14 protein-coding genes are annotated in these 19511 nt (G+C 76.7%); 8 read left to right on the plus strand and 6 right to left on the minus strand.

The window, feature by feature from the left end; all coding sequences use genetic code 11:
• The first annotated feature begins 176 nt into the window (after positions 1-176).
• Complete coding sequence (locus tag ACFYUY_RS02870; RefSeq protein ID WP_387897296.1) at positions 177-770, plus strand: antibiotic biosynthesis monooxygenase; 594 nt, start codon at positions 177-179, stop codon at positions 768-770.
• 93 nt (positions 771-863) lie between these two features.
• On the opposite strand, the gene ACFYUY_RS02875 is transcribed toward ACFYUY_RS02870, so the two are convergent.
• Both ACFYUY_RS02875 and ACFYUY_RS02880 read right to left on the minus strand, forming a co-directional pair.
• Positions 864-1343, minus strand: coding sequence for an SRPBCC family protein (locus ACFYUY_RS02875; RefSeq protein WP_387897298.1), 480 nt, complete (start codon positions 1341-1343; stop codon positions 864-866).
• Between the two features lie 26 nt (positions 1344-1369).
• A complete protein-coding gene (locus ACFYUY_RS02880; protein ID WP_387897300.1) occupies positions 1370-3214 on the minus strand; it encodes a glycoside hydrolase family 15 protein in 1845 nt (614 codons plus the stop codon).
• A 201-nt stretch (positions 3215-3415) separates the two neighbouring features.
• Here ACFYUY_RS02880 and ACFYUY_RS02885 point away from each other — a divergent pair, with 201 nt between their 5' ends.
• The 7 genes from ACFYUY_RS02885 (at position 3416) to ACFYUY_RS02915 (ending at position 11743) form a co-directional block, all read left to right on the plus strand.
• A complete protein-coding gene (locus tag ACFYUY_RS02885; RefSeq protein ID WP_360220689.1) occupies positions 3416-4222 on the plus strand; it encodes an SAM-dependent methyltransferase in 807 nt (268 codons plus the stop codon).
• Between the two features lie 220 nt (positions 4223-4442).
• Positions 4443-6587: an EAL domain-containing protein gene (locus tag ACFYUY_RS02890; protein ID WP_360220686.1), complete on the plus strand. Its 2145-nt coding sequence runs from the start codon at positions 4443-4445 to the stop codon at positions 6585-6587.
• Between the two features lie 488 nt (positions 6588-7075).
• Positions 7076-8173: a glycosyltransferase gene (locus tag ACFYUY_RS02895; RefSeq protein WP_387897302.1), complete on the plus strand. Its 1098-nt coding sequence runs from the start codon at positions 7076-7078 to the stop codon at positions 8171-8173.
• Positions 8173-9489, plus strand: a complete 1317-nt coding sequence (locus tag ACFYUY_RS02900; RefSeq protein WP_387897304.1) for a glycosyltransferase — start codon at positions 8173-8175, stop codon at positions 9487-9489. Before ACFYUY_RS02895 ends, ACFYUY_RS02900 begins: the two co-directional genes overlap by 1 nt.
• 6 nt (positions 9490-9495) lie before the next feature.
• Positions 9496-9960, plus strand: a complete 465-nt coding sequence (locus ACFYUY_RS02905; protein WP_387897305.1) for a hypothetical protein — start codon at positions 9496-9498, stop codon at positions 9958-9960.
• Complete coding sequence (locus ACFYUY_RS02910) at positions 9957-10934, plus strand: glycosyltransferase family 2 protein (protein WP_387897307.1); 978 nt, start codon at positions 9957-9959, stop codon at positions 10932-10934. The genes ACFYUY_RS02905 and ACFYUY_RS02910 overlap by 4 nt, the downstream gene beginning before the upstream one ends.
• Positions 10931-11743 carry a polysaccharide deacetylase family protein gene (locus ACFYUY_RS02915; protein WP_387897308.1) on the plus strand — a complete coding sequence of 271 codons (813 nt, stop codon included), beginning with the start codon at positions 10931-10933 and terminating at the stop codon, positions 11741-11743. Before ACFYUY_RS02910 ends, ACFYUY_RS02915 begins: the two co-directional genes overlap by 4 nt.
• A 33-nt stretch (positions 11744-11776) precedes the next feature.
• On the opposite strand, the gene ACFYUY_RS02920 is transcribed toward ACFYUY_RS02915, so the two are convergent.
• The 4 genes from ACFYUY_RS02920 to ACFYUY_RS02935 are packed head-to-tail and all read right to left on the minus strand — an operon-like array spanning position 11777 to position 19495.
• Positions 11777-13186, minus strand: coding sequence for a family 16 glycosylhydrolase (locus ACFYUY_RS02920; RefSeq protein WP_387897311.1), 1410 nt, complete (start codon positions 13184-13186; stop codon positions 11777-11779).
• Complete coding sequence (locus tag ACFYUY_RS02925) at positions 13183-15150, minus strand: glycosyltransferase (protein WP_387897314.1); 1968 nt, start codon at positions 15148-15150, stop codon at positions 13183-13185. Before ACFYUY_RS02925 ends, ACFYUY_RS02920 begins: the two co-directional genes overlap by 4 nt.
• The gene (locus ACFYUY_RS02930) at positions 15129-16358 is read right to left on the minus strand and encodes an aminoglycoside phosphotransferase family protein (protein ID WP_360220662.1); all 1230 of its coding nucleotides are present in this window, start codon (positions 16356-16358) and stop codon (positions 15129-15131) included. Before ACFYUY_RS02930 ends, ACFYUY_RS02925 begins: the two co-directional genes overlap by 22 nt.
• Positions 16355-19495 (minus strand): HAD family hydrolase, encoded by a 3141-nt coding sequence (locus ACFYUY_RS02935; protein ID WP_387897317.1) that lies wholly within the window; start codon positions 19493-19495, stop codon positions 16355-16357. Before ACFYUY_RS02935 ends, ACFYUY_RS02930 begins: the two co-directional genes overlap by 4 nt.
• Between the last annotated feature and the right edge of the window lie 16 nt (positions 19496-19511).

The raw sequence follows: 19511 nt of genomic DNA on the forward strand, positions 1-19511 counted from the left end.
CTGTCGGGCCCGGCGGAGATCCGGGGCGATTCCCGCCCGGCGGCGGCGCCGCGTCCCACGGTTCGGGCGCGGCGGACGGCAACGGCGGGCCGCCCGTAGGCTGCCCGGCGGCTCGCGACCGGGGGAGCCGGACCGGCCCGCGCACGGCGGAGCCGCACGGGGAGAAGGGTGCAGGCATGGCGACGACGGCACGGGGGACGGCCATCGGGCAGGCCGAGGAGCACGACGAGGTGACGCTGTTCGTGGCGCGCCGCGTGGAGCCGGGCTACGAGGAGACGTTCGAGGTCTGGGCGAAGAACATCCTCGCCGCCGCCTCCGCGCACGACGGCAACCTGGGGACGGGGCTGCTGCGCCCGGCCGGGCCGGACGAGCCCTGGCACCTGCTGCTGCACTTCCGGGACGCGGCGGCCTTCCGGTCCTGGCAGTCCTCCCCGGCCCGGGCGGCCTGCTTCGAGAAGGCGGACGGCCACCACCACGAGGTGCACCGGCACGAGATCCTCGGCATGGAGGGCTGGTTCGCCACCACCCCGGGTGCGGCGCAGCGCCGGCCGCCGGTCCGCTGGCGGATGGCGGTCGCCTCCACCGTCGCCATCGCCCCGCTGACGGTGGCCTCCGCGGTGTGGCTCGGCCCGCACCTTGCGGCGCTGCCGGTGGCCGTCCGGCCGCTGGTCACCGCACCGCTGATCAGCGGGCTGATGACGTACGCGGCGCTGCCGCTGGTGACGCGGCTGCTGCGGCGGTGGCTGTTCCCGCGGGGGGACGGCAGGTAGCGGCCGACGGCTGACGACCGATGGCGAACAGATGACGGCGAACAGATGACAGCCGACAGATAACAGATGACAGATAACAGATTTCGAAATCTGTCAGCTGTCATCTGTTCGCTGTTCGCCGTTCGCCCCGCCCGCCGCCAGGTACGCCGCCAGTCCGCGCCGGCCCCGGCGCATCATCACCGCGTGGTTGGCGCGGAAGAGCGGGTGCAGCGGGAGGGCGAGGCGGCGCAGCAGGGGCCGGCCGGGCCGGGCGTCCTCCTCGAAGAGCACCCGGGTGCCGTCGCCGACGGCGGTGACGGTGAACCGCGACCGCCCGTCGAGGTCGCCCCGCATGGTGGCCTCCAGCACCCCGGCGGCCGGGTCCCGCCGCCGCGCCTCCAGGTGGATCACCAGCCGGTACGGCAGCAGCGCGCGCACCACGACCTCCCCGGACCGCTCGTCGACGGGCCGCACGTCGAGCACCTCCGGCCACCACCGAGGGTAGCTCCGCACGTCCTCCAGCGCCGCGTACACGGCCGGCGCCGGCGCCGCGAGCCGCCACACGCCGCGGAACCGGTAGTGGTTGGGGTCCACGCGCAAACCTTAGCGGTGCCCCGCCGCTACCGTCCCCGGGTCGACTCGGCCAGGGTGAAGGCGGTGTTGACCAGGGCCACGTGACTGAACGCCTGTGGGGTGTTGCCGAGTTGGCGTCCGGCGTGCGGGTCCCACTGTTCGGCGAGCAGCCCCAGGTCGTTGGCGAGCGCGACCACCCGGGCGAACAGGGCGCGGGCCTCGTCGACCCGCCCGGTGGCGGCGAGCGCGTCGGCGAGCCAGAACGAGCAGGCCAGGAAGGCCCCTTCGCCGCCCGGCAGGCCGTCGCCGTGCGGCCCGGCCCGGTAGCGGAGCACGAGTCCGCCGTGGTCGAGTCCGTCCCGGACGGCGTCCACGGTGCGCACCACCCGGGGGTCGTCCGGGGGCAGGAAGCCGCTCTTCACCACGAACAGCGTGGCCGCGTCGAGGCCGCGCCCGCCGTAGTGCTGGACGAAGACGCCGCGGCGCCGGTCGTAGCCGTTGGCGCAGACGTCCGCGTGCACGGCGTCCCGCAGGGCCCGCCAGCGGTCGACCGGGGCGGGCAGCCCGGTGCTCTCGGCCAGCCGGACGGCACGGTCGGCGGCGACCCAGCTCATCACCTTGGAGTGCACGAAGTGCTGCCGCCCGCCGCGTACCTCCCACAGCCCCTCGTCCGGTTCGCGCCAGTGCTGTTCGAGGTGGTCCATCAGCGCGCGCAGCAGGGTCCAGACGTGCCGCTCCATCGGCAGTCCGGCCTCGACGGCGAGGTGCAGGGTGTCCACCACCTCGCCGTAGACGTCGAGTTGGAGCTGGTCGACGGCGGCGTTGCCGAACCGGACGGGACGCGAGCCCTCGTACCCGGGGAGCCAGTCGGCGGTGGTCTCGCCGAGCACCCGCTCCCCGGCGACCCCGTACACCGCCTGGAGGTCGCCGCGCCCGCCGGCGATGGCGCGCAGCAGCCAGCGGCGCCAGGCGGCGGCCTCCTCGCGGAAGCCGCCGCGCAGCAGGGCGGAGAGCGTCATGGAGGAGTCGCGCAGCCAGCAGAAGCGGTAGTCCCAGTTGCGGGCCCCGCCGATCCGCTCGGGCAGGGAGGCGGTGGGTGCGGCGACGATGCCGCCGGTGGGCGCGTAGGCGAGGGCCTTGAGGGTGATCAGCGAGCGCAGGACGGCGGCCCGCCACTCGCCGCGGTAGCGGCAGTCGGAGGCCCAGGTCTGCCACCGGGCGACGGTGGCGAGCAGGGCCTGTTCGGGGTCGGCGCGCGGGGTGGTGGTGAGGTGGGAGGGCTGCCAGGTGAGGACGAAGGGGACGCGCAGCCCGGCGGTCACGGTGAAGTCCGAGACGGTGACGCCGTCCAGGCCGTAGGTGTGGACCCCGGCGGGCACCCGTAACCAGGCCGAGTCGGGCCCGGCGACGGCGACCCGGTGGTGTCCGGTGCGGCGGACCCACGGGTCGATGCGGCCGTAGTTGAAGCGCAGCCGCAGCGTGCCGCGCATCGGGACGGTGCCCTCCAGGCCCTCGACGATCCGGATCAGCTGCGGGTCGCGGTGCCCGCCCGGGCCGGGGCGGCCGTCCTGCTCGCCGTGGTGCACCGGGCCGGGGCGTCCGCCGGGGCTGCGCTGCGGCATGAAGTCGATGATCCGGACCTTCCCGCCGGCGGTCTGCCATTCGCTCTCCAGGACGAGGCTGTCGCCCCGGTAGCGGCGGGCGTGGCACTCGGCGGCGCCCGCGGGGGCGATCCGCCAGGCGCCGTGGCGCTGGTCGCCGAGCAGTCCGGCGAAGCAGCTGGGGGAGTCGAACCTGGGCAGGCAGAGCCAGTCGACCGATCCGTCCCGGCCCACCAGGGCGGCGGTCTGCAAGTCACCGATGAGGGCGTAGTCCTCGATGCCTCCGGCCATCACGTCCATTCTGGGCCGGGAACCGGTGGTTCGGCAGGACGAGGGGCGAACAGGGTGCGAACGCCGCGTGCCGGGAAGGGGGCACTCCGCTTGCACCCGTTCGGGGTGCAGAGGAGGATCTTCTGTGCTTGTAGTCTCAGCTGTCACAGCAGTCGTCGTGAGGCGCTGCAGCCCCACAACCGGAGTGAAGGAGTCACAGGCATGCGGCGACCGAGCTGGGTACCGGAGGGCACGGACCTGGACAAACCGAACGCCGCGCGGGTCTACGACTACTACCTGGGGGGTTCGCACAACTTCGAGGTCGACCGCGAGATGGCCCGCCGGGCCATGGAGCTGTGGCCCGAACTGCCGCAGATCATGCGCTCCAACCGCGCCTTCCTGCGCCGCGCGGTCTCCTTCCTCGCCGAGCGCGGCGTGACCCGTTTCCTGGACATCGGCTCCGGCATCCCGACCTTCGGCGCGGTGCACGAGGTCGCCCGGGCGATCCGGCCCGGGGCGGAGGTCGTCTACGTGGACCGCGACCCGGTGGCCGTGGCGCACAGCCGCCTGCTGCTGGCGGACGACCCGGAGTGCTCCGTCGTCCAGGCCGACCTGCGCGACGTCGACGACCTGCTGGGCCGCCCCGAGGTGGCCGGACTGCTGTCGGCGGGCGAGCCGGTGGCCGTGCTGCTGGTGGCCGTCGCGCACTTCGTCACCGACGACGAGGACCCGTGGAAGCTGATCCGCACCATCCGCGACGTGCTGCCGTCCGGCAGCGCGCTGGTCCTCTCGCACGCCTCCCTGGAGGGGCGCCCGGACCAGGCGGAGGACCACCAGAAGCTGTACCGGATGACGCCGACCCCGCTGACCATGCGCACGCACGAGCAGATCACCGCGATGTTCGACGGCTTCGAGCTGGTCGAACCGGGCGTGGTCTACCTCCCGCAGTGGCGCCCGGACCAGCCGGAGGCGGTCGGCGAGCACCCCGAGCGGATGACCGGGGTGGCAGGCATGGGGTTCCGCCCTTGAGCGGACGGACCGGACGAGGAGCCGACGGTCGCGGAGCGGGCACAGCGGCCGCCGGTCGCACCGGTCCGCACGCGGCCCCGCCGGCCGCGGGCCCCGCGCGTCCCGCCCCGCCGGTCACCGCCGCACCCACCGCCGCTCCCGCCATCGCGCCCGCCATCGCGCCCGCCATCGCGCCCGTCATCGCTCCGGTACCCCCCGCCTCGCCCACCCGGGTGGACCGATGAGCGCCGCCCCGGTGTCCGACAGCGCCGAGCGCTTCCACGAGGCCTGGGCGCGGCTGCTCTCCGCCGACCACGGGATCGCCATCCACCCCGGGCTGCTCGGCCGGCTGGTGGCCCGGACGGCGGGGCTGCTGCACCGCGCCCAGCAGGAGGAGCCGTTCGAGCCCCGGCTGGCCGCGCAGGCCGGCGCGGAGCTGGTCGACGCGCACTTCACCGACCCGGTGCTGCTGGCCCGGGCGGTGGAGCTGCTGCAGGCGCAGCCGTCCGGGGACGAGCGCGGCCCGGCGCTGACCGGAGCCTTCGCGGCCGGCTGGGCCGCGGCCCTGCGCGAGCGCACGCTGCGTGAGCAGGAGGCGATCCGCACCGCCGCCGACGCGGCCCGCAAGGAGGCCGAGCGGGCGCTGCGCGCCTCCGAGGCGCGGTTCCGCGCGCTGTTCGAGAGCGCGGCGATCGGGATCGGCATCGGGGACACCGACGGCAACATCCTGGCCGTCAACAAGGCGCTGCAGGAGCTGTTCGGCGCGGGGCCGGAGGACATGACCGGCCGCCGGGTCGGCGACCTCGTGCACCCCGAGGACACCCCGGGCGTCTGGGAGGCGTACGAGGACCTGATCAGCGGCCGGCGGGAGTACTTCCAGATCGACAAGCCGTACTACCGCCAGGACGGCGAGGTGGTCTGGACGCACCTGACCGTCTCACTGATCCGGGACGACGACGGCGTCCCGCAGTACCAGGTGGCGATGCTGGAGGACATCACCGACCGCTACCGGCTGCAGGAGCGGCTGCGCCACCAGGCCACCCACGACCCGCTGACCGGCCTGCCCAACCGGGCGGCGTTCTTCGAGCGGCTGGAGAAGCTGTTCGAGGAGCCGGAGCCGGGCGCCAGGTTCGGCCTCTGCTACGTCGACCTGGACGGCTTCAAGGTGGTCAACGACAGCCTCGGCCACGACACCGGCGACCAGTTGCTGGCCGCGGTGGCCGCCCGGCTGAAGGCCGCGCTCACCCCGCTCGGCCACCTGGTGGCCCGGCTCGGCGGCGACGAGTTCGTGGTGCTGCTGGAGAACTGCCGGGGCGAGCAGGAGGCCGTCGCGGCCGCGAAGACGGTGCTCAAGGCGCTGGCCGGGCCGGTGCTGATCGGCGATCACAAGCTGGCGGTGGGCGCTAGCGTCGGCGTGCTGGAGCGGCGGGTCTCCACCACCACCCCGGGCGCCGCCGTCCGGGCCGCGGACCTGACGCTGTACCGGGCCAAGGAGGCCGGCCGCGGCCGCTGGACGCTGTTCGACCCCAAGGAGAACGCCCGCGCGGTCAGCCGCTACGCGGTGTCGGTGCGGATGCCGGCGGCGCTGGACCGCGGCGAGTTCTTCATCGACTACCAGCCGCTGTACGCGCTCGCGGACGGCCGGCTGGCCGCGGTGGAGGCGCTGGTGCGCTGGCGCCACCCGCAGCTGGGCGTGCTCGGCCCGGACGAGTTCGTGACCACCGCCGAGGAGACCGGGCTGATCATGCCGCTCGGCCGCTGGGTGCTGGAGCAGGCCTGTGGTCAGGCCGCGGACTGGATCAAGCGGTTCGGCGACGCCGCCCCGCAGCTGAACGTCAACCTGGCGGTCCGTCAGGCGCGCAGCGCGGCGCTGGTCACCGACCTCGCCCGGATCCTGGACGGCACCGGGCTGGACCCGGCCAGGCTGCAGCTGGAGATCACCGAGTCGACGGTCGTCGGGCCGGAGGACGAGGCGCTGCGCACCCTGCACGGGCTGGTCGACCTCGGCGTGTCGCTGGCCGTGGACGACTTCGGCACCGGGTGGTCCAACCTGGCGTACCTGCGGGACCTCCCGGTCTCCGGGCTGAAGATCGCCGGGTCCTTCGTGGGCGATCTGCACGATCCGGCGAAGGACGAGTCCACCGGGTGGCGGATCGTCAGCGGCCTGGTGTCGATGTCGCACGCGCTCGGACTGACCGTCACCGCCGAGGGTGTGGAGACCTTGAAGGACGCCGAGCGCCTGCGCACCATCGGCTGCGACTGGGCGCAGGGCTGGCACTTCGGACGGCCGGTGCGGCCGGGCGAGATCGCCCGCCGGATCGCGGAGGAGCCGCAGGGCCGCCCGGTGCAGGGTCGTCCGCTGCGCGGCCGTCCGGTGCAGGGCTGACGGGCGCGAGGCTGGCGGATGCGGGGCCGACGGGCGCCGGGCGGGCCCGCGCCGCCGGGGGCGCCGGGCGGCCTGGTCGCGCCGCGTGACGGCGCAGGATCGGGTCCGGTGACTCGGTGTCACCACGGGTCATGGGAAGTTACGGTAAAAAGCGGACAAAGCCCCCTTGACGTGACTGTCCGTGCCGACGGACGATGAGGCCCTGGCACACTCCGCACCCGAAGGTGCGGTGGTTCATAGGCCAGTTCGTACGACCGGCGCCGCAGGCGCCGGGGAGGGCCCGGGCGGTGCGCACCCCCATCCGGCCGCCACGGAGCCCCTCCCTCGTTTCGGCAGCCCCGAGGCCTCCCCGAGGTCCTCGCTCCGGGCTTCCCCACCGGGCCCCGCCCGCGCGTATCCGTCCGCGCCCAAGGCCCGTTCGCCACCGTTAGGGGCCCGCGCCGTGCCCGGCGTCCGCCCGTCGCCTCCCTCCCGAGAGGCCGCCCCCGATGAGCACCACCCTGCCCTCCACCAACCACGCCTCCGTGGCCCAGGACCCCGCCGTGCCCGCCGTGGCACCGCCGTCCGCCGGGCCGCCGTCCGAGACCAGGCCGTCCGATAGCAGGACCTCCGAGACCAGCCCCTCCGAGACCAGGCCCTCCGAGACCAGCCCGTCCGAGAACGGACGGCACGAAGACCGGCGGTCCGAGACCAGGCGGTCCGAGGACCGGCCGTCCGAGCGGCCCTACCAACCGCCCGTCGACCGGCCCGTCAACGGCGAGGCCCACCCGCAGCGCCGGGCCACCGACCGCGCCACCGCGCACCACCCGATGCGCCGTGCCGACGACCCGCCCGCCACCGCCCGCTCCGCCCGCCCGGCCGCCCAGGCCCAGGTGGCCGCCCGGCACTCGGTGAGCCTGGTCGTCCCGGCCCACAACGAGGCCCGCAACATCGCCTGGGTCTTCGAGCAGATCCCGTCCTGCGTCGACGAGGTCATCCTGGTCGACGGAGCGTCCAGTGACGCCACCGTCCCGATGGCCCGGCACTGCCTGCCCACCGTCCGCAGCGTCCAGCAGAGCGGCCCCGGCAAGGGCAACGCCCTGCGCACCGGCTTCGCGGCCGCCACCGGCGAGTACGTCGTGATGATGGACGCCGACGGCTCCATGTGGCCCGGCGAGATCCCGCACTACCTGCACTTCCTGGACAACGGGTTCGACTTCGTCAAGGGCTCGCGCTGCATCGCCGGCGGCGGCTCGCTCGACCTCACCCGGATCCGCTCGCTCGGCAACCGGGCCCTGCTCGCCGTCGTCAACCGCCTCTACGACGCGAGCCTCACCGACCTGTGCTACGGCTACTGCGCCTTCCGCCGCTCCTTCCTGAGCGCCCTCGACCTCCGCTCCACCGGATTCGAGATCGAGGCCGAGATGATCGCGCACGCGCTTCGCTCCGGACTGCGGATCGCCGAGGTGCCGAGCCTGGAACTCCCCCGCCGCAGCGGTCGCTCCCACCTGCACGCCGTCTCCGACGGCCGCCGGGTGCTGAGGACCCTGATCGCCGAGCGTCCCGGCGCCCGGTCCCCGGCGACCGCCTCCGTGGGGGAGCACTGATGAATGGCACCGACCGGCGCACCGCAGCAGCCTGCCCGCGCCCCGCCGCCCGTGACTCGCTCCACACCCCCGTCCGCGTCGTCGAGCTGGACCTGGACGAACCGAGCGGGCTGCGCTCGCCCGGCGGTCTCGGTGCCGTCGACCCGGCCGGACGCGTGTTGGCGTTGGTGCGGCTGCACGGACACCCGCTCGGCTTGGTCACGGCCACCGGAGCAGCCGGCGGGAGCGCCGAACTGCGCCGGGCGCTGGTCGACGCCGCCCACCGGGAACTGCGCGTTCCCGCACTGTCCACCGCGACACCCGCGGCGCGTCCCGGTCGGGTCGGCCGCGCCCGGGTGCCCGCGGGCCCGGTCACGGTCAGCGTGGTCGTCGCCACCCACAACCGGGCGGGCCTGCTGCGACCCTGCCTCGACTCCCTGCTGCGGAACGGCTATCCGCGCACCGAGGTCATCGTCGTGGACAACGCCCCCGCCGACGACGCCGCCGAACGGCTGATCCGGGACCGGTACCGGGGCCGGGTCCGCTACCTGCGCGAGCCGGTGGCGGGCCTGGCCCGGGCCCACAACGCCGGGCTCGCCGCCGCGACCGGGGAGATCACCGCCTTCACCGACGACGACACCCTCGCCGACCCGGACTGGATCGGCGCCCTCGCCCGGACCTTCGCCGAGGACGAGCGGATCGGCTGCGTCACCGGCCTGATCCTGCCCGCCGAACTCGACACCCCCGCCCAGGTCGCGCTGGAGAACCACGGCGGCTTCGCCAAGGGCTTCGCCGCCCGCACCTGGAGCCTCGCCGACCGCCTCGGCGACCCGCTCTTCCCCTTCGCCGCCGGCCGCTTCGGCTCCGGCGCCAACATGGCCTTCCGCACCGCCCCGCTGCGCGCCCTCGGCGGCTTCGACCCCGCCACCGGCACCGGCACCCCCGCCCGCGGCGGCGACGACCTGCTCGCCTTCTTCCGCATCCTGGTCGCCGGCCACGCCCTCGCCTACGCGCCCGACGCCATCATCTGGCACCGCCACCGGCGCACCATGGACGCCCTGCCCGCCCAGGCCTTCGGCTACGGCGCAGGCTTCGGCGCCTACCTCGCCGCCGCGCTGCACCACGAACCCGCCATGCTGCCCGCCCTGTTGCGCCGCCTCCCCGGCGGCCTCCGTTACGCGGCCCGCCGCGCACGCACCCGGCCGGACCCGGGCGCGGCGGGCCGCCGCCCCAGCTGGCACCTCGCCCGGCTGGAGCTGCAGGGCATGCTGTACGGACCGCTCGGGTACGTGCGCAGCGTCCACCGGGACCGGGCCACCGCCCGGGCGACGGGGTGACGGGCCGTGTTCGCGCGGACCGCGGCCGCCGCCGCCCCCGCCCGGGGGCGCGGGACCTGCTCCTGCCCGCTGCCGCTGCCCTGCGAGTGCTCGTACCCCGCCCTGTTGCGGGCCCGGCTGCGGGCCGCCGTGGTGGCCGGTGGACGGCTGCTGCGCAACGGGCGCGTGCCGGCCGCCCCCGGCCGCACCGCCCCCGGTCGCACCGTCGGTCGCCGCTCCGCCCTCGGCCTCACCGTCGCCGGCCGCACCGCCCCCGGTCGCACCGTCGGTCGCCGCTCCGCCCTCGGCCTCACCGTCGCCGGCCTCACCGTCGCCGGTCTGACCGCCGCCGGCCTGACCGCCTGGCTGCTGTCGGCGATCGGCCTCGCCGACGCCGCCCTCGCCTGGGCGACCGCCGCCACCGCCCTCGCCGTGCCACTGCTGTGCACCCTGCCGCGGTGGCTCCCGACACACGAACGGAGACGGCCGTGAACCCCCCGGGCCTGTCCGTCATCGTCTGCGCCTACACCCTCGACCGCTGGGACGACCTGCGCGCCGCGATCGGCTCGCTGCACGGCCAGCACCGGCCGCCCGACGAGGTCCTGCTGGTCGTCGACCACTGCCCGGAGCTGGTGCGCCGGGCCGGGGCGGAGTTCCCCGGCGTCCTGGTGCTGCCCAACCACGAGCGGCAGGGCCTGTCCGGCGCCCGCAACTCCGGCGTGGCCGCCGCCTCCCAGGAGGTGGTCGCCTTCCTCGACGACGACGCCGCCGCGGAGCCCGGCTGGACCGGCCACCTCCTCGCCCCCTACCGGGACCCGCGGGTCCAGGGCGTCGGCGGCCTCGTCCTGCCGCGGTGGGACGGCGGGCGCCCGTCCTGGTTCCCCGCCGAGTTCGACTGGGTGGTCGGCTGCTCCTACCGCGGCCTGCCCACCCGCCGCAGCGCCGTGCGCAACTTCATCGGCGCCAACATGTCCTTCCGCCGCGCCGAGGTGCTCGCCGCCGGCGGCTTCCGCACCGACCTCGGCCGGGTCGGCACCCGCCCGCTCGGCTGCGAGGAGACCGAGCTGTGCCTGCGGCTGGCCGAACGCGACCCCCGGGGCCTGCTGCTCCACGAACCCGCCGCGGTGGTCCGCCACCACGTGCCGGCCGGCCGGTCCACCTGGGCCTACTTCCGCGCCCGCTGCTTCGCGGAGGGCCGCTCCAAGGCCGCCGTGGCCCGCAAGCGCGGCAGCCGCGCCGCCCTCGCGAGCGAGCGCCGCTACCTCACCGCGACCATCCCGGCCGCGCTCGCCCGCTCCCTGCGGGCCGCCGGCGCCGATCCGCGCCGGGCCGCCGCGCTGCTCGCCGGCGTGTCCGTCACCGTGCTCGGCTACGCCGCCGGCCGGATCGCCGCCGCCCTGCCCGGCCGCCCGGCAACCGCCCCGGACGCGCCGGTGCGCGCCGTCCCCGCGGAGCGCGCGTCATGACCGCCGTGCCCGTGCTGCTCTACCACTCGGTCTCCGACGACCCTCCCGGCTGGATCGCCCCGTACACCGTGTCGCCGCGGGTGTTCGCCCGGCAGCTCGACGCGCTGGTGGAGGGCGGGCGCCGGATCGTCCCGCTGCGCCGGCTGGTGTCGGCCCTGCGCGGCGGCCCCCCGCTGCCCGAGCACTGCGCGGTGCTCACCTTCGACGACGGGTTCGCCGACTTCTACTGGACGGTCGCCCCGATGCTCAGCGACCGGGACCTGCCGGCCACCCTGTTCGTCACCACCGGCGCCGTGCACATCCCCGGGCACGCGGGCGAGGGCACCCTGCTGCCGCCCGCCGAGATGCTCACCTGGCGCCAGGTCGCCACGCTGGACGCGCTCGGCGTCGAGATCGGCGGCCACACCCGCACCCACCCCCAGCTGGACACCGTGCGCGGCCGGCAGGCATGGGACGAGATCCGGGGCTGCAAGCACGAACTGGAGGACGCGGTGGGCCACCAGGCCGCCTCGTTCGCCTACCCGCACGGCTACTCGAGCGCCGCCGTCCGGCAGAAGGTCCAGGCGTCCGGCTGGACGTCGGCGTGCGCGGTCGGCAACGCGTTCAGCTCGGACGGGGACGAGCCGCTGCGGATCTCCCGGCTGATGCTCCGGGCGGACACCCCGGCGGCGGAGTTCCGGCGCTGGGTGCAGGGCGTCGGCGCCCCGGTGGCGCCGTACCCGGAGCGGATGCGGACCAGGGGCTGGCGGGCGTACCGCCGGGGCCGGGCGCTGCTCGGCCGCCCGGCGGGCGGGCCGCCCCGGGCCTGACGGGTGCGGCCTCCCGGGGCGGCCCCGGGGGGCTCAGTGCTGCCAGACCCGCACCCAGTCCACCGTCATCCGCGCCGAGGAGACGTTCTGCGGCGGCGAGCTCGGGTACCCGACGGCCAGGTTGAGCAGCAGCTCCATCGGCTCGTCCGGGATCTTCGACGGGTCGGTGACCCGGTAGCGCTGGACGCCGTCGACGTACCAGGTGAGCGAGTCGCTCTCCCAGTCGAGCGCGAACACGTGGTCGCCCGCGGGGAAGTCCTGCGGGCCCCAGCGCTGCCACTGGTCCCTGGGGCTGCCGTCCGGCCCGGTGAAGTGCACGGTCATCTGCACGTACTGGGTGGTGGAGATGAACTCGGCGACGTCGAGTTCGGGCGGGGTGGTGCGGGAGGCCGGCAGGAGCCAGAAGGCGGGGAACATGCCGGCCTCCGGGGGGATGCGCACCGCCGCGGCGAAGTAGCCGCGGGTGAAGGTGTGCCGCGGTTGCGCGTTCCAGGAGTCCCGGCCGGTCGAGACCATGCCCGAGGTCCACGGGTAGTCCTTGCCGTCGCTCCCGCGGGTGTCCGAGCGGTCGGCGCTCAGGGTCAGCCGGCCGTCGCCCACGCCGACCTGCTGCGGGAGGTACCACTGCAGCTCGTGGTTGCCGGCGTTGGTGCAGCCGTCCTGGTTCCAGTCGTAGCAGGTGGCCCACTTCGCGTGGTCGAGCGTCGTGCCGTCGAAGTCGTCCTGGAAGGCCAGGTGCCAGGCGCCGGGGGCCGCCGGGGCGGTCGGGCCGGCGGTGGGGCTGCTCGCCCCGGCGCCGCTCGGCGGGGTGGACACCGTCACCGTGGCGGCCGGGCCGCCCCCGGCGCACGCGGCGACCAGCAGCAGCGCCGCCGCGCCCGCGCCGGCCCCGCCGACGCGCTTGCGCCACCGCCATCGTCGGCGCCGCCTTCCGGCCGTGCGGTCGCCGTCCGTGCCGCCGCCCTGGTCGTCCGGGTCGCCCTGGTCGCGTGCGGGTGTGCCGCGTCCGCCCCGGTCGGGGTCGCCCGGACCGCCGTCGCCGTCCGGGCCGTCCGGGCCGTCCGGGGGAGGTCTGCGGCCGCGCGGGCGGCACTGCGGCAGCGCCAGCAGCGTGGTGGCGGCGGCCACCGCCCCCAGCGCCCAGCCGCTGATGAGCCCGCCGGCCAGGTAGAACCCCACGATGATCACCGTGTCGACGGCCAGGCTCAGCGCCACCGCCAGCACCCAGTACTCCAGCGGGTCCATCGGCGCACCGCGCGCGGCCAGCGCCGGCCGGGCCGACCGCACCGCGGCCAGGCCCGGGCACAGCAGCAGGAACGCGCCGGCCACGGCCACCCGGACGGGGTCGGCGTCGGCGAGCGCGTAGACGGTCAGGGCCGCCCACCCGGACAGCGCCAGGGCCCACCCGGCCCGGGCGGCGGTTGCGGACGAGGTGCCGTTCACGGCCCGCCTCCTGGCTGGGGGACGGCACCGCCCGGGAGCTGCGGGGCCGGCGACGGGCCCGCAGCCGGCTCCTGGCCGGGCAGCGGGTTGGGGACGAAGCGGTACACCACGGCGTCCTGGTTCTGGTACACCAGGTCGAACCCGGGGGTCCGGGACACCACCTCCGCGAGCCGGTCCTCCAGGTCCGCCGGGCAGATGCCGGTCAGCCGGCACTCGGCGGCCTGCGCCCGGCTGAGGACCAGGTACGCGGGCACACCGGGGTGGGTGAAGCCCACCGCGGCCTCCAACCCGCCCAGCGGGTCCTGGTTCAGCAGCTCCCGGGTCTGCGGGGTCGTCTCGGCCAGCCGCACCCCGGGGTGCTGGTCGTAGCCCTCGTAGATGCCCGGCACGCTGCCGGTCATCGACACCACCACCGAGTACGGTGGCGCGGCCTTGAGGAGCTGTTCGGTCGCGGCGACCTCGCGGTCGTCGTACCAGTTCATCCGCTCCTTGCTGTCGTAGCCGAAGAAGAGCCCGCCGAGCAGGGCCAGGAACAGGACCAGCGAGCAGGCCGCGCGCAGCCGGGGCCGCGGGGAGGGCCGCAGCACGAGCGCCGCCAGCATGAACGCGCAGGCGGGCAGCGCGAACAGGTAGGTGCGGAAGATCATCTCCCCGCCGTAGCTGTTCGCGGCAAGCAAGGGCACCGGGGCCAGCGCCAGGTAGGGCAGCGGGGTGCGCCGCAGCCACGGCCGGCGGACGAAGGCGATCACGGCCAGCAGGACGACCGTCGCGGACAGCCCGCGGTCGATCCAGTCGACCGTGACCTGCTGCGGCGCGGCGATCCCGAGGTTGGCCAGACCGGCGCTGATGTTGGAGTCCGGTGTGGTGAGCGCCTTGGTGAACTGGCCCAGGTTCGCGGACAGGTACGGGCGCGCCACGGTGGCGTCCCACACCACGGTCATCGCCACGGCGGCCGCCAGGGCGGGCAGCACCACCCGGCGGTTGCGGCGGGGGATCGCGAGCGCGGCGAGCGAGCTGATCAGCATCAGCGGGGTCAGCTGGTGCGAGCAGACGATCGCGGCCTCCAGCACCAGGACCATCAGGAACCGGATCGGCATCCACCCGTCGCCCGCGGCCGTGCCGGCCGCGCCGGCCGCAAGCCCCGTCGCCGGTGCCGGGGCGGCCGACCGGTGCGAGCCGCCCGGTGGCGCGGGGCCGGGCGCCCGGCCCGCCCGGTCCGTCCGGTCGGGCAACTGGCGGACCACCACGGCGATCACCGCGAGGAAGAGCACCAGGGCGAAGGCCTGGGGCGAGAAGTAGTCCTGCCCCACCCAGGAGCAGGAGTAGTAGACCCAGGCCGCGCCCCACACCAGCGTCCGGTCGGTGCTGATCGCCCGGTAGAGCAGCAGCAGCGGGGCGAGCAGCAGCGCGTTGAACAGCGGCGGGCCCCAACTCGCGTACCCGAGCGCCGAGTGCAGGCCGGTGAGCCGCAGCAGCAGCCCGTTCAGCACGAAGAAGCCCGGCCACTGGTTGTACGGGTCCAGCGTCCCGGCCTGCGGGACGGGGCCGCCGTGGCGCAGCATCGCGTCGATCACGGCGACGTGCTTCCACGCCCAGGAGTACCGCAGGTTGGCGTAGAGCAGCGTGGGCGTCGCGTGGACGACGGCGATCAGGGCCAGGACGTACCCGGCGAGCCACCACTGGCGGAGCCGGCGGTCGCGCAGCACGAGCAGGAAGCCCGCGGTCAGCAGGCCGGCCGCCGTCCAGTACAGGACCGGCAGCACCTGCAGCAGGCCGAGGTCGCCCATCCGCTCCAGGTGGACGTGGCGCAGCGAGAGCAGCCACAGCAGCAGCGAGACCGGCAGCAGCGCGCGGCCCGTCAGCGAGGGCAGCCGGCCGAACCGGCGGGGGCGGCGCTGCGTCGCCCCGGCGGCGGGCGGCCGCCCGGGCGCCGACACCGGCGTCACGGCCGGGTCGCCCGCCATGTGGCGGCCTCCTCCAGGAGCGGGGTCACGTTGCGCGAGACCCACCAGTGGCTGCGCGCGTAGCGGGGGGACTTGGTCACGTTCGAGACGACGTGCCACAGCCAGGTCAGCAGGGGCAGCACCGCGTCGTCCGGCGGTCCGGCCGGGCCGCTGCGGCGCAGGTCCACCAGGTCGTCGCGGGTGCCGTCGATCAGGGCGAGGTCCGGCCCGGGCAGTGCGCCGTGGCGCACCATCTCCCGGACGGCGCTGCCGAGCTGGCGGCCCTCCCGGCGGCAGGCCAGGGCTATCACGAAGGTGTAGGCGTCGATGGCGCAGGGGCCGTCCGGGCGGGCGCCGCCCCAGTCGAGGATCCCGGTGACCCGGCTGCCCCGGCCGTCGAACAGGACGTTGCCGGCGTGGAAGTCGCCGTGGGTCCAGGCGACGGTGGTCTCGGCGCCCGCGAGGCCGGCCCGCAGCCGGTGGCGCAGGGCCGCCAGCCCGGCGGCCCCCTTCCCGGTGCGGCACCAGGGGATGTCGGTGCCGAGCACGCCCAGCGGTTCGTCGACCCAGGCCACCAGCCGGCCGGTGGCGGTCTCGGTGCGCCCGGTGGCCCGGTGCAGCTCGGCCACGGCGGTGAGCGCGCGCTCGGCGACCCCGTCGTCCGCGCCGGGGGCGGCCAGCAGCTCGTCGGCGGTGGTCCCGGGCAGCCAGCTCTCGGTGATCAGCGGCAGCGGCCCGGTCAGCTCCTGGTGGACGGGCACGGGGACGAGGGCGCGCCAGCCGCCGAGCCGGGCGTCGGCGGCCAGGGTCTCCAGCACCCGCCACTCGTGGTCGAGGGAGGCCACCGCGTGGCCGGTGCGGGCGTGCTTGACCGCCAGCCGCTCCCGGCCGGGGGCGTCGAGGGAGAGCACCAGGACGTCGGCCAGCCCCGGGGGCCCGGGCCGCAGGGTGCAGGTGCCGTCCAGGCCCAGCCGGCGGGCGATCCTGCGGGACTTCCAGTGGTCGGTGACGCGGTAGACCAGCCGGGCCCGGCGCAGCGGAAGCAGCGCCCGGGGGGAGGACCGCAGCCGGGGGGCGTGCCCGCCCGCGCCCGGGTGCCCGGGCGGCAGTCGGCGGGCCCGGCGCAGCACCAGTTCCGCGGCGAGTGCGCACTGCGCGGCCAGCACGGACCGGGCCCGTGCCCGGTACGGCTGCGGGGCGCGGCGCAGGCGCTGGACCGCCGGGCTCATCCGGCCCGGCCCGGGCGGTTCGGCGCGGCCGGTGCGGCCGCGGCAGGGGGTGCGGTCCGGCCGGCCCGGGCGGGCGGCGCGGTGCGGGTGGTCCGGGGGGCCCCGGCGGCCCGGACGGTCCGGGTGGCCGGCGTCGTGCGCGCGGCCGCCACGGCCAGCCGGGCCAGCCGCAGCGGCGCGCCGGAGCGGCCCGCCTCCGGCACGGCGAGCACCGCCAGCAGGGCGCGGGCGTCGGCGGGCGGGCGCGGAGCCCGGCACAGCGGGCAGCCGCCGGGCCGGTGCCCGATCAGCCGGCCCACCGCCTCGGCGAGGCCGGCCTGGTAGGCGCGCCGCGTCACCGGGACGCCGGCCGCCCGGACGGCCCGCTCCGCGTTCGCCGGGGCCGCGCCGCGCCCCGCCCAGCCCAGCAGCTCCACGTCGGCGACGCCGTCGCCGACCGCCAGCGCGGGCGGCCCGTCCGCCCCGAGCCGGGCCAGCAGGGCCCGCGCCCCGGGGGCCTTCCCGCAGCCGCGCGGGACGAAGTCGGTCTGGGCCTGGCCGGGCACCGTCGTGAACAGCCGGCCGAACGGCTCCTCGGCGAGCAGGGCTGCGACGGCCTGCGGCGCTGGCGCGTGCCGCCGGCCGTCCCGGGGCGAGCGGACGGAGGCCCGGACGCACCAGCGGGAGAGCGGGTCGGCGGCGGCGGGCTGGTCGAGGGCGGCCAGCCGGGCGCGCAGCCCGCCGTCGCCGGCCCGGCGGCGCTCGTGGTCGAGCAGGACCTCGGTGCTGCCGGACACCGCGTCCACCAGGACCGCCCCGTACTCGGCCACCCCGCCGTCCAGCCGGTAGGCGGCGCAGCGGTCGGCGACTTCGGGGCCGGAGCGCCCGGTGGCGAGCACCGTGCGGTAGCCGTGCGCCCGCAGCGCGCGCAGCGCCAGCGCGCCGGCGGGGGAGGAGGCGGGGAAGCCGAGCACGTCGGACTCCAGCACCCCGTCCACGTCGAGGACGCAGCACGGCCCCCGCGGCTCGGTGTCCAGGTCCGCCAGGTAGACGGCGGAGAGGAAGCGCTGCACGGCGCGCGCCTGGGCCCGCCGGGCGTCGGCCCGGGTCCGTTCGGAGGGCGGCAGGCCGTCCTGCACGGCGGCGTGCCGGGCCTGGACCAGCCGCAGCAGGCACCAGCGGGCGTCCGACACGTCCTCGCCGGTGAGGCGGCGGTACTCGGCGAGCAGCTCGGCGTCGTCGTCCGCGGGGCGGTCGGGGGCCTGGTCCGCGGGGGTGTCCGTCGTGGTGTCCCTCGTGGCGTCCGCGGGGGTGTCCGGGGCGGCGTCCCGGGCGGGGCCCGGGGCCGGGGCGGGGTCCGTGGTGCCGGGCGCGGGGCGGTGCGCGGCGCCGGCGAGGTCGTAGACGGCGTCGTAGCTCGCCAGGTTGAGGTGGCCGAAGGCGCCGTCGGCGTAGGCGGTCTTGCGCCAGCCGCCGCCGCTCCCGTGCCCGCTGCTGCCACCTCCGCTGCCTGCGCCGTCCGCGCCGTCCGCCGTCCAGCGGTGGCGCGCGGTCAGGCCGTCGGTCACGCAGGGGCGGGCCGGGGTCAGCAGGGTGCGGGTCAGCCGGTCCAGCAGCAGCGGACGGAGCAGCGTGTGCAGCCGGCCGACCACCGGCGCCAGCTGGCGGGCGGAGGCCTCCCAGACCGGGTCGCGACCGGCCAGCAGCAGGCTCCGGTCGGCGGGTACGGCCAGCAGCCGCTGCCGGGCGGCGACGTAGCGGGCGACCTCGGCGGGCGGCACGCCGTGCCGGTCGGCCGGCCGGTGCTCCGGCCGGGGGCGGACCAGCACGCCGTCGGCGATCCCGAGCGGCTCCGGGACCAGTCCGGCGAGCGCACCGGCCACCGTCGCCGCGTACGACCCGAAGTAGCCGACCCCGGCCCACTCGGCGAGCAGCGGCAGGCTGCGCACACCGCCGTCCGGGTCGACCACGCGGGCCGAGCAGGGCACCGCCAGGTGCGCGCGGCGGGAGAGCGGCCCCGGGGCGTCGGCCGTCAGGTCCAGCAGGCGCCGGCCGGGCGGCAGCAGCCGGGCGACCGCCGCGGCCAGTGCGGTGGGCCCGAGCAGCGTCCGGACGTGCCAGTCGCGGCCCGGGAGGGTCACGCAGGGCAGGCCGCGCAGGGCGGGCGGCAGGGCGCCCGCGTCGTCGAAGGACGCCAGGACGGGGACGACCGAGTCCGGTGCGAAACCGCCGCGGACGGCCAGACCGGCGAGGCCCGCCAGGGAGCCGCCGGTCACCGGCGGGTCGTCGACCAGCAGCACCAGCCCCGACCTGCGGCGCAGCTCGCGCACCAGCGCCGCCCGGCCCGGCAGCAGGGCTGCGCCCGGACGGGTGGTGCCGACCACCACCTCCCGGTGGCCGAGGCCGCGCAGCGCCGCCGCGAGCAGCGGAGCCAGGTGACTGCCGGAGGTGCGTACGCCCAGGACGAGCAGGGGGCGGTGACGGTCCGGGTGACGCGCGGTGACCAGCCGGGCCAGGGCGACGCAGTCCTGCGGGTGCTGGTCGAAGCTGCGGAAGCAGGCGGGCGGGCGCTGCACCGCCCCGGCGAGCAGCCGCCGGGCGCCGGGCAGTCGGCCCAACGCGGCCACCGCGGCGCGCAGTTCCGCCACCAGGTCGACGGCGTCCGGGCCGACGGCGTCCGGGCCGACGGCGTCCGGGTCGGCGGTGTCCGGGTCGGCGGCGTCCGGGCGGGTGGGGCCGGGGTCGGCGCCGTCCGGGCCCTCCCCGTGCGGCCAGCCGGTGGCCGCCCCGTCCTGGAGCGCCAGTTCGGCGAGCCGGTCGCGCAGCGTCGCGAACCGCCCGCACCAGGCGCGCAGTCCACGGGCGGGCGGTACGGCCAGCCAGAGCCCCGTGGCCCCGCGCAGTCCGGCCCGGGCCGCCCCGACCGCGCCCGGCCGGGCGCCCTTCGCCAGGTGGTCCAGCAGCCGGCGGGGCCGCCACGCGGTGCCCTCCAGCACGTCCTCGACCACCTGGACCACACCGGCGCTCAGCAGGAAGGCGTCGAGCCACTGCCCGTCGGCGGCGCATCCGAGGAGACGGCCGGTCAGCTCCGGCACCGTCAGGTGCAGGTCCACCGGTGCCGGTGCACCGTCGGCCGCCGCGGTCCGCACATCGTTCATTCGTGGACTCCCGTAA

Origin of the sequence: Kitasatospora sp. NPDC004745, from assembly GCF_042873275.1 — a bacterium.
Lineage (GTDB): Bacteria > Actinomycetota > Actinomycetes > Streptomycetales > Streptomycetaceae > Kitasatospora.

Excerpts from the sequence above, each read along its gene's own strand:
- ACFYUY_RS02870 (WP_387897296.1), top strand. The coding sequence starts at position 177 with ATGGCGACGACGGCACGGGGGACGGCCATCGGGCAGGCCGAGGAGCAC.
- ACFYUY_RS02880 (WP_387897300.1), bottom strand. The coding sequence starts at position 3,214 with ATGGCCGGAGGCATCGAGGACTACGCCCTCATCGGTGACTTGCAGACC.
- ACFYUY_RS02885 (WP_360220689.1), top strand. The coding sequence starts at position 3,416 with ATGCGGCGACCGAGCTGGGTACCGGAGGGCACGGACCTGGACAAACCG.
- ACFYUY_RS02890 (WP_360220686.1), top strand. The coding sequence starts at position 4,443 with ATGAGCGCCGCCCCGGTGTCCGACAGCGCCGAGCGCTTCCACGAGGCC.
- ACFYUY_RS02895 (WP_387897302.1), top strand. The coding sequence starts at position 7,076 with ATGAGCACCACCCTGCCCTCCACCAACCACGCCTCCGTGGCCCAGGAC.
- ACFYUY_RS02900 (WP_387897304.1), top strand. The coding sequence starts at position 8,173 with ATGAATGGCACCGACCGGCGCACCGCAGCAGCCTGCCCGCGCCCCGCC.
- ACFYUY_RS02915 (WP_387897308.1), top strand. The coding sequence starts at position 10,931 with ATGACCGCCGTGCCCGTGCTGCTCTACCACTCGGTCTCCGACGACCCT.
- ACFYUY_RS02925 (WP_387897314.1), bottom strand. The coding sequence starts at position 15,150 with ATGGCGGGCGACCCGGCCGTGACGCCGGTGTCGGCGCCCGGGCGGCCG.
- ACFYUY_RS02930 (WP_360220662.1), bottom strand. The coding sequence starts at position 16,358 with ATGAGCCCGGCGGTCCAGCGCCTGCGCCGCGCCCCGCAGCCGTACCGG.
- ACFYUY_RS02935 (WP_387897317.1), bottom strand. The coding sequence starts at position 19,495 with ATGAACGATGTGCGGACCGCGGCGGCCGACGGTGCACCGGCACCGGTG.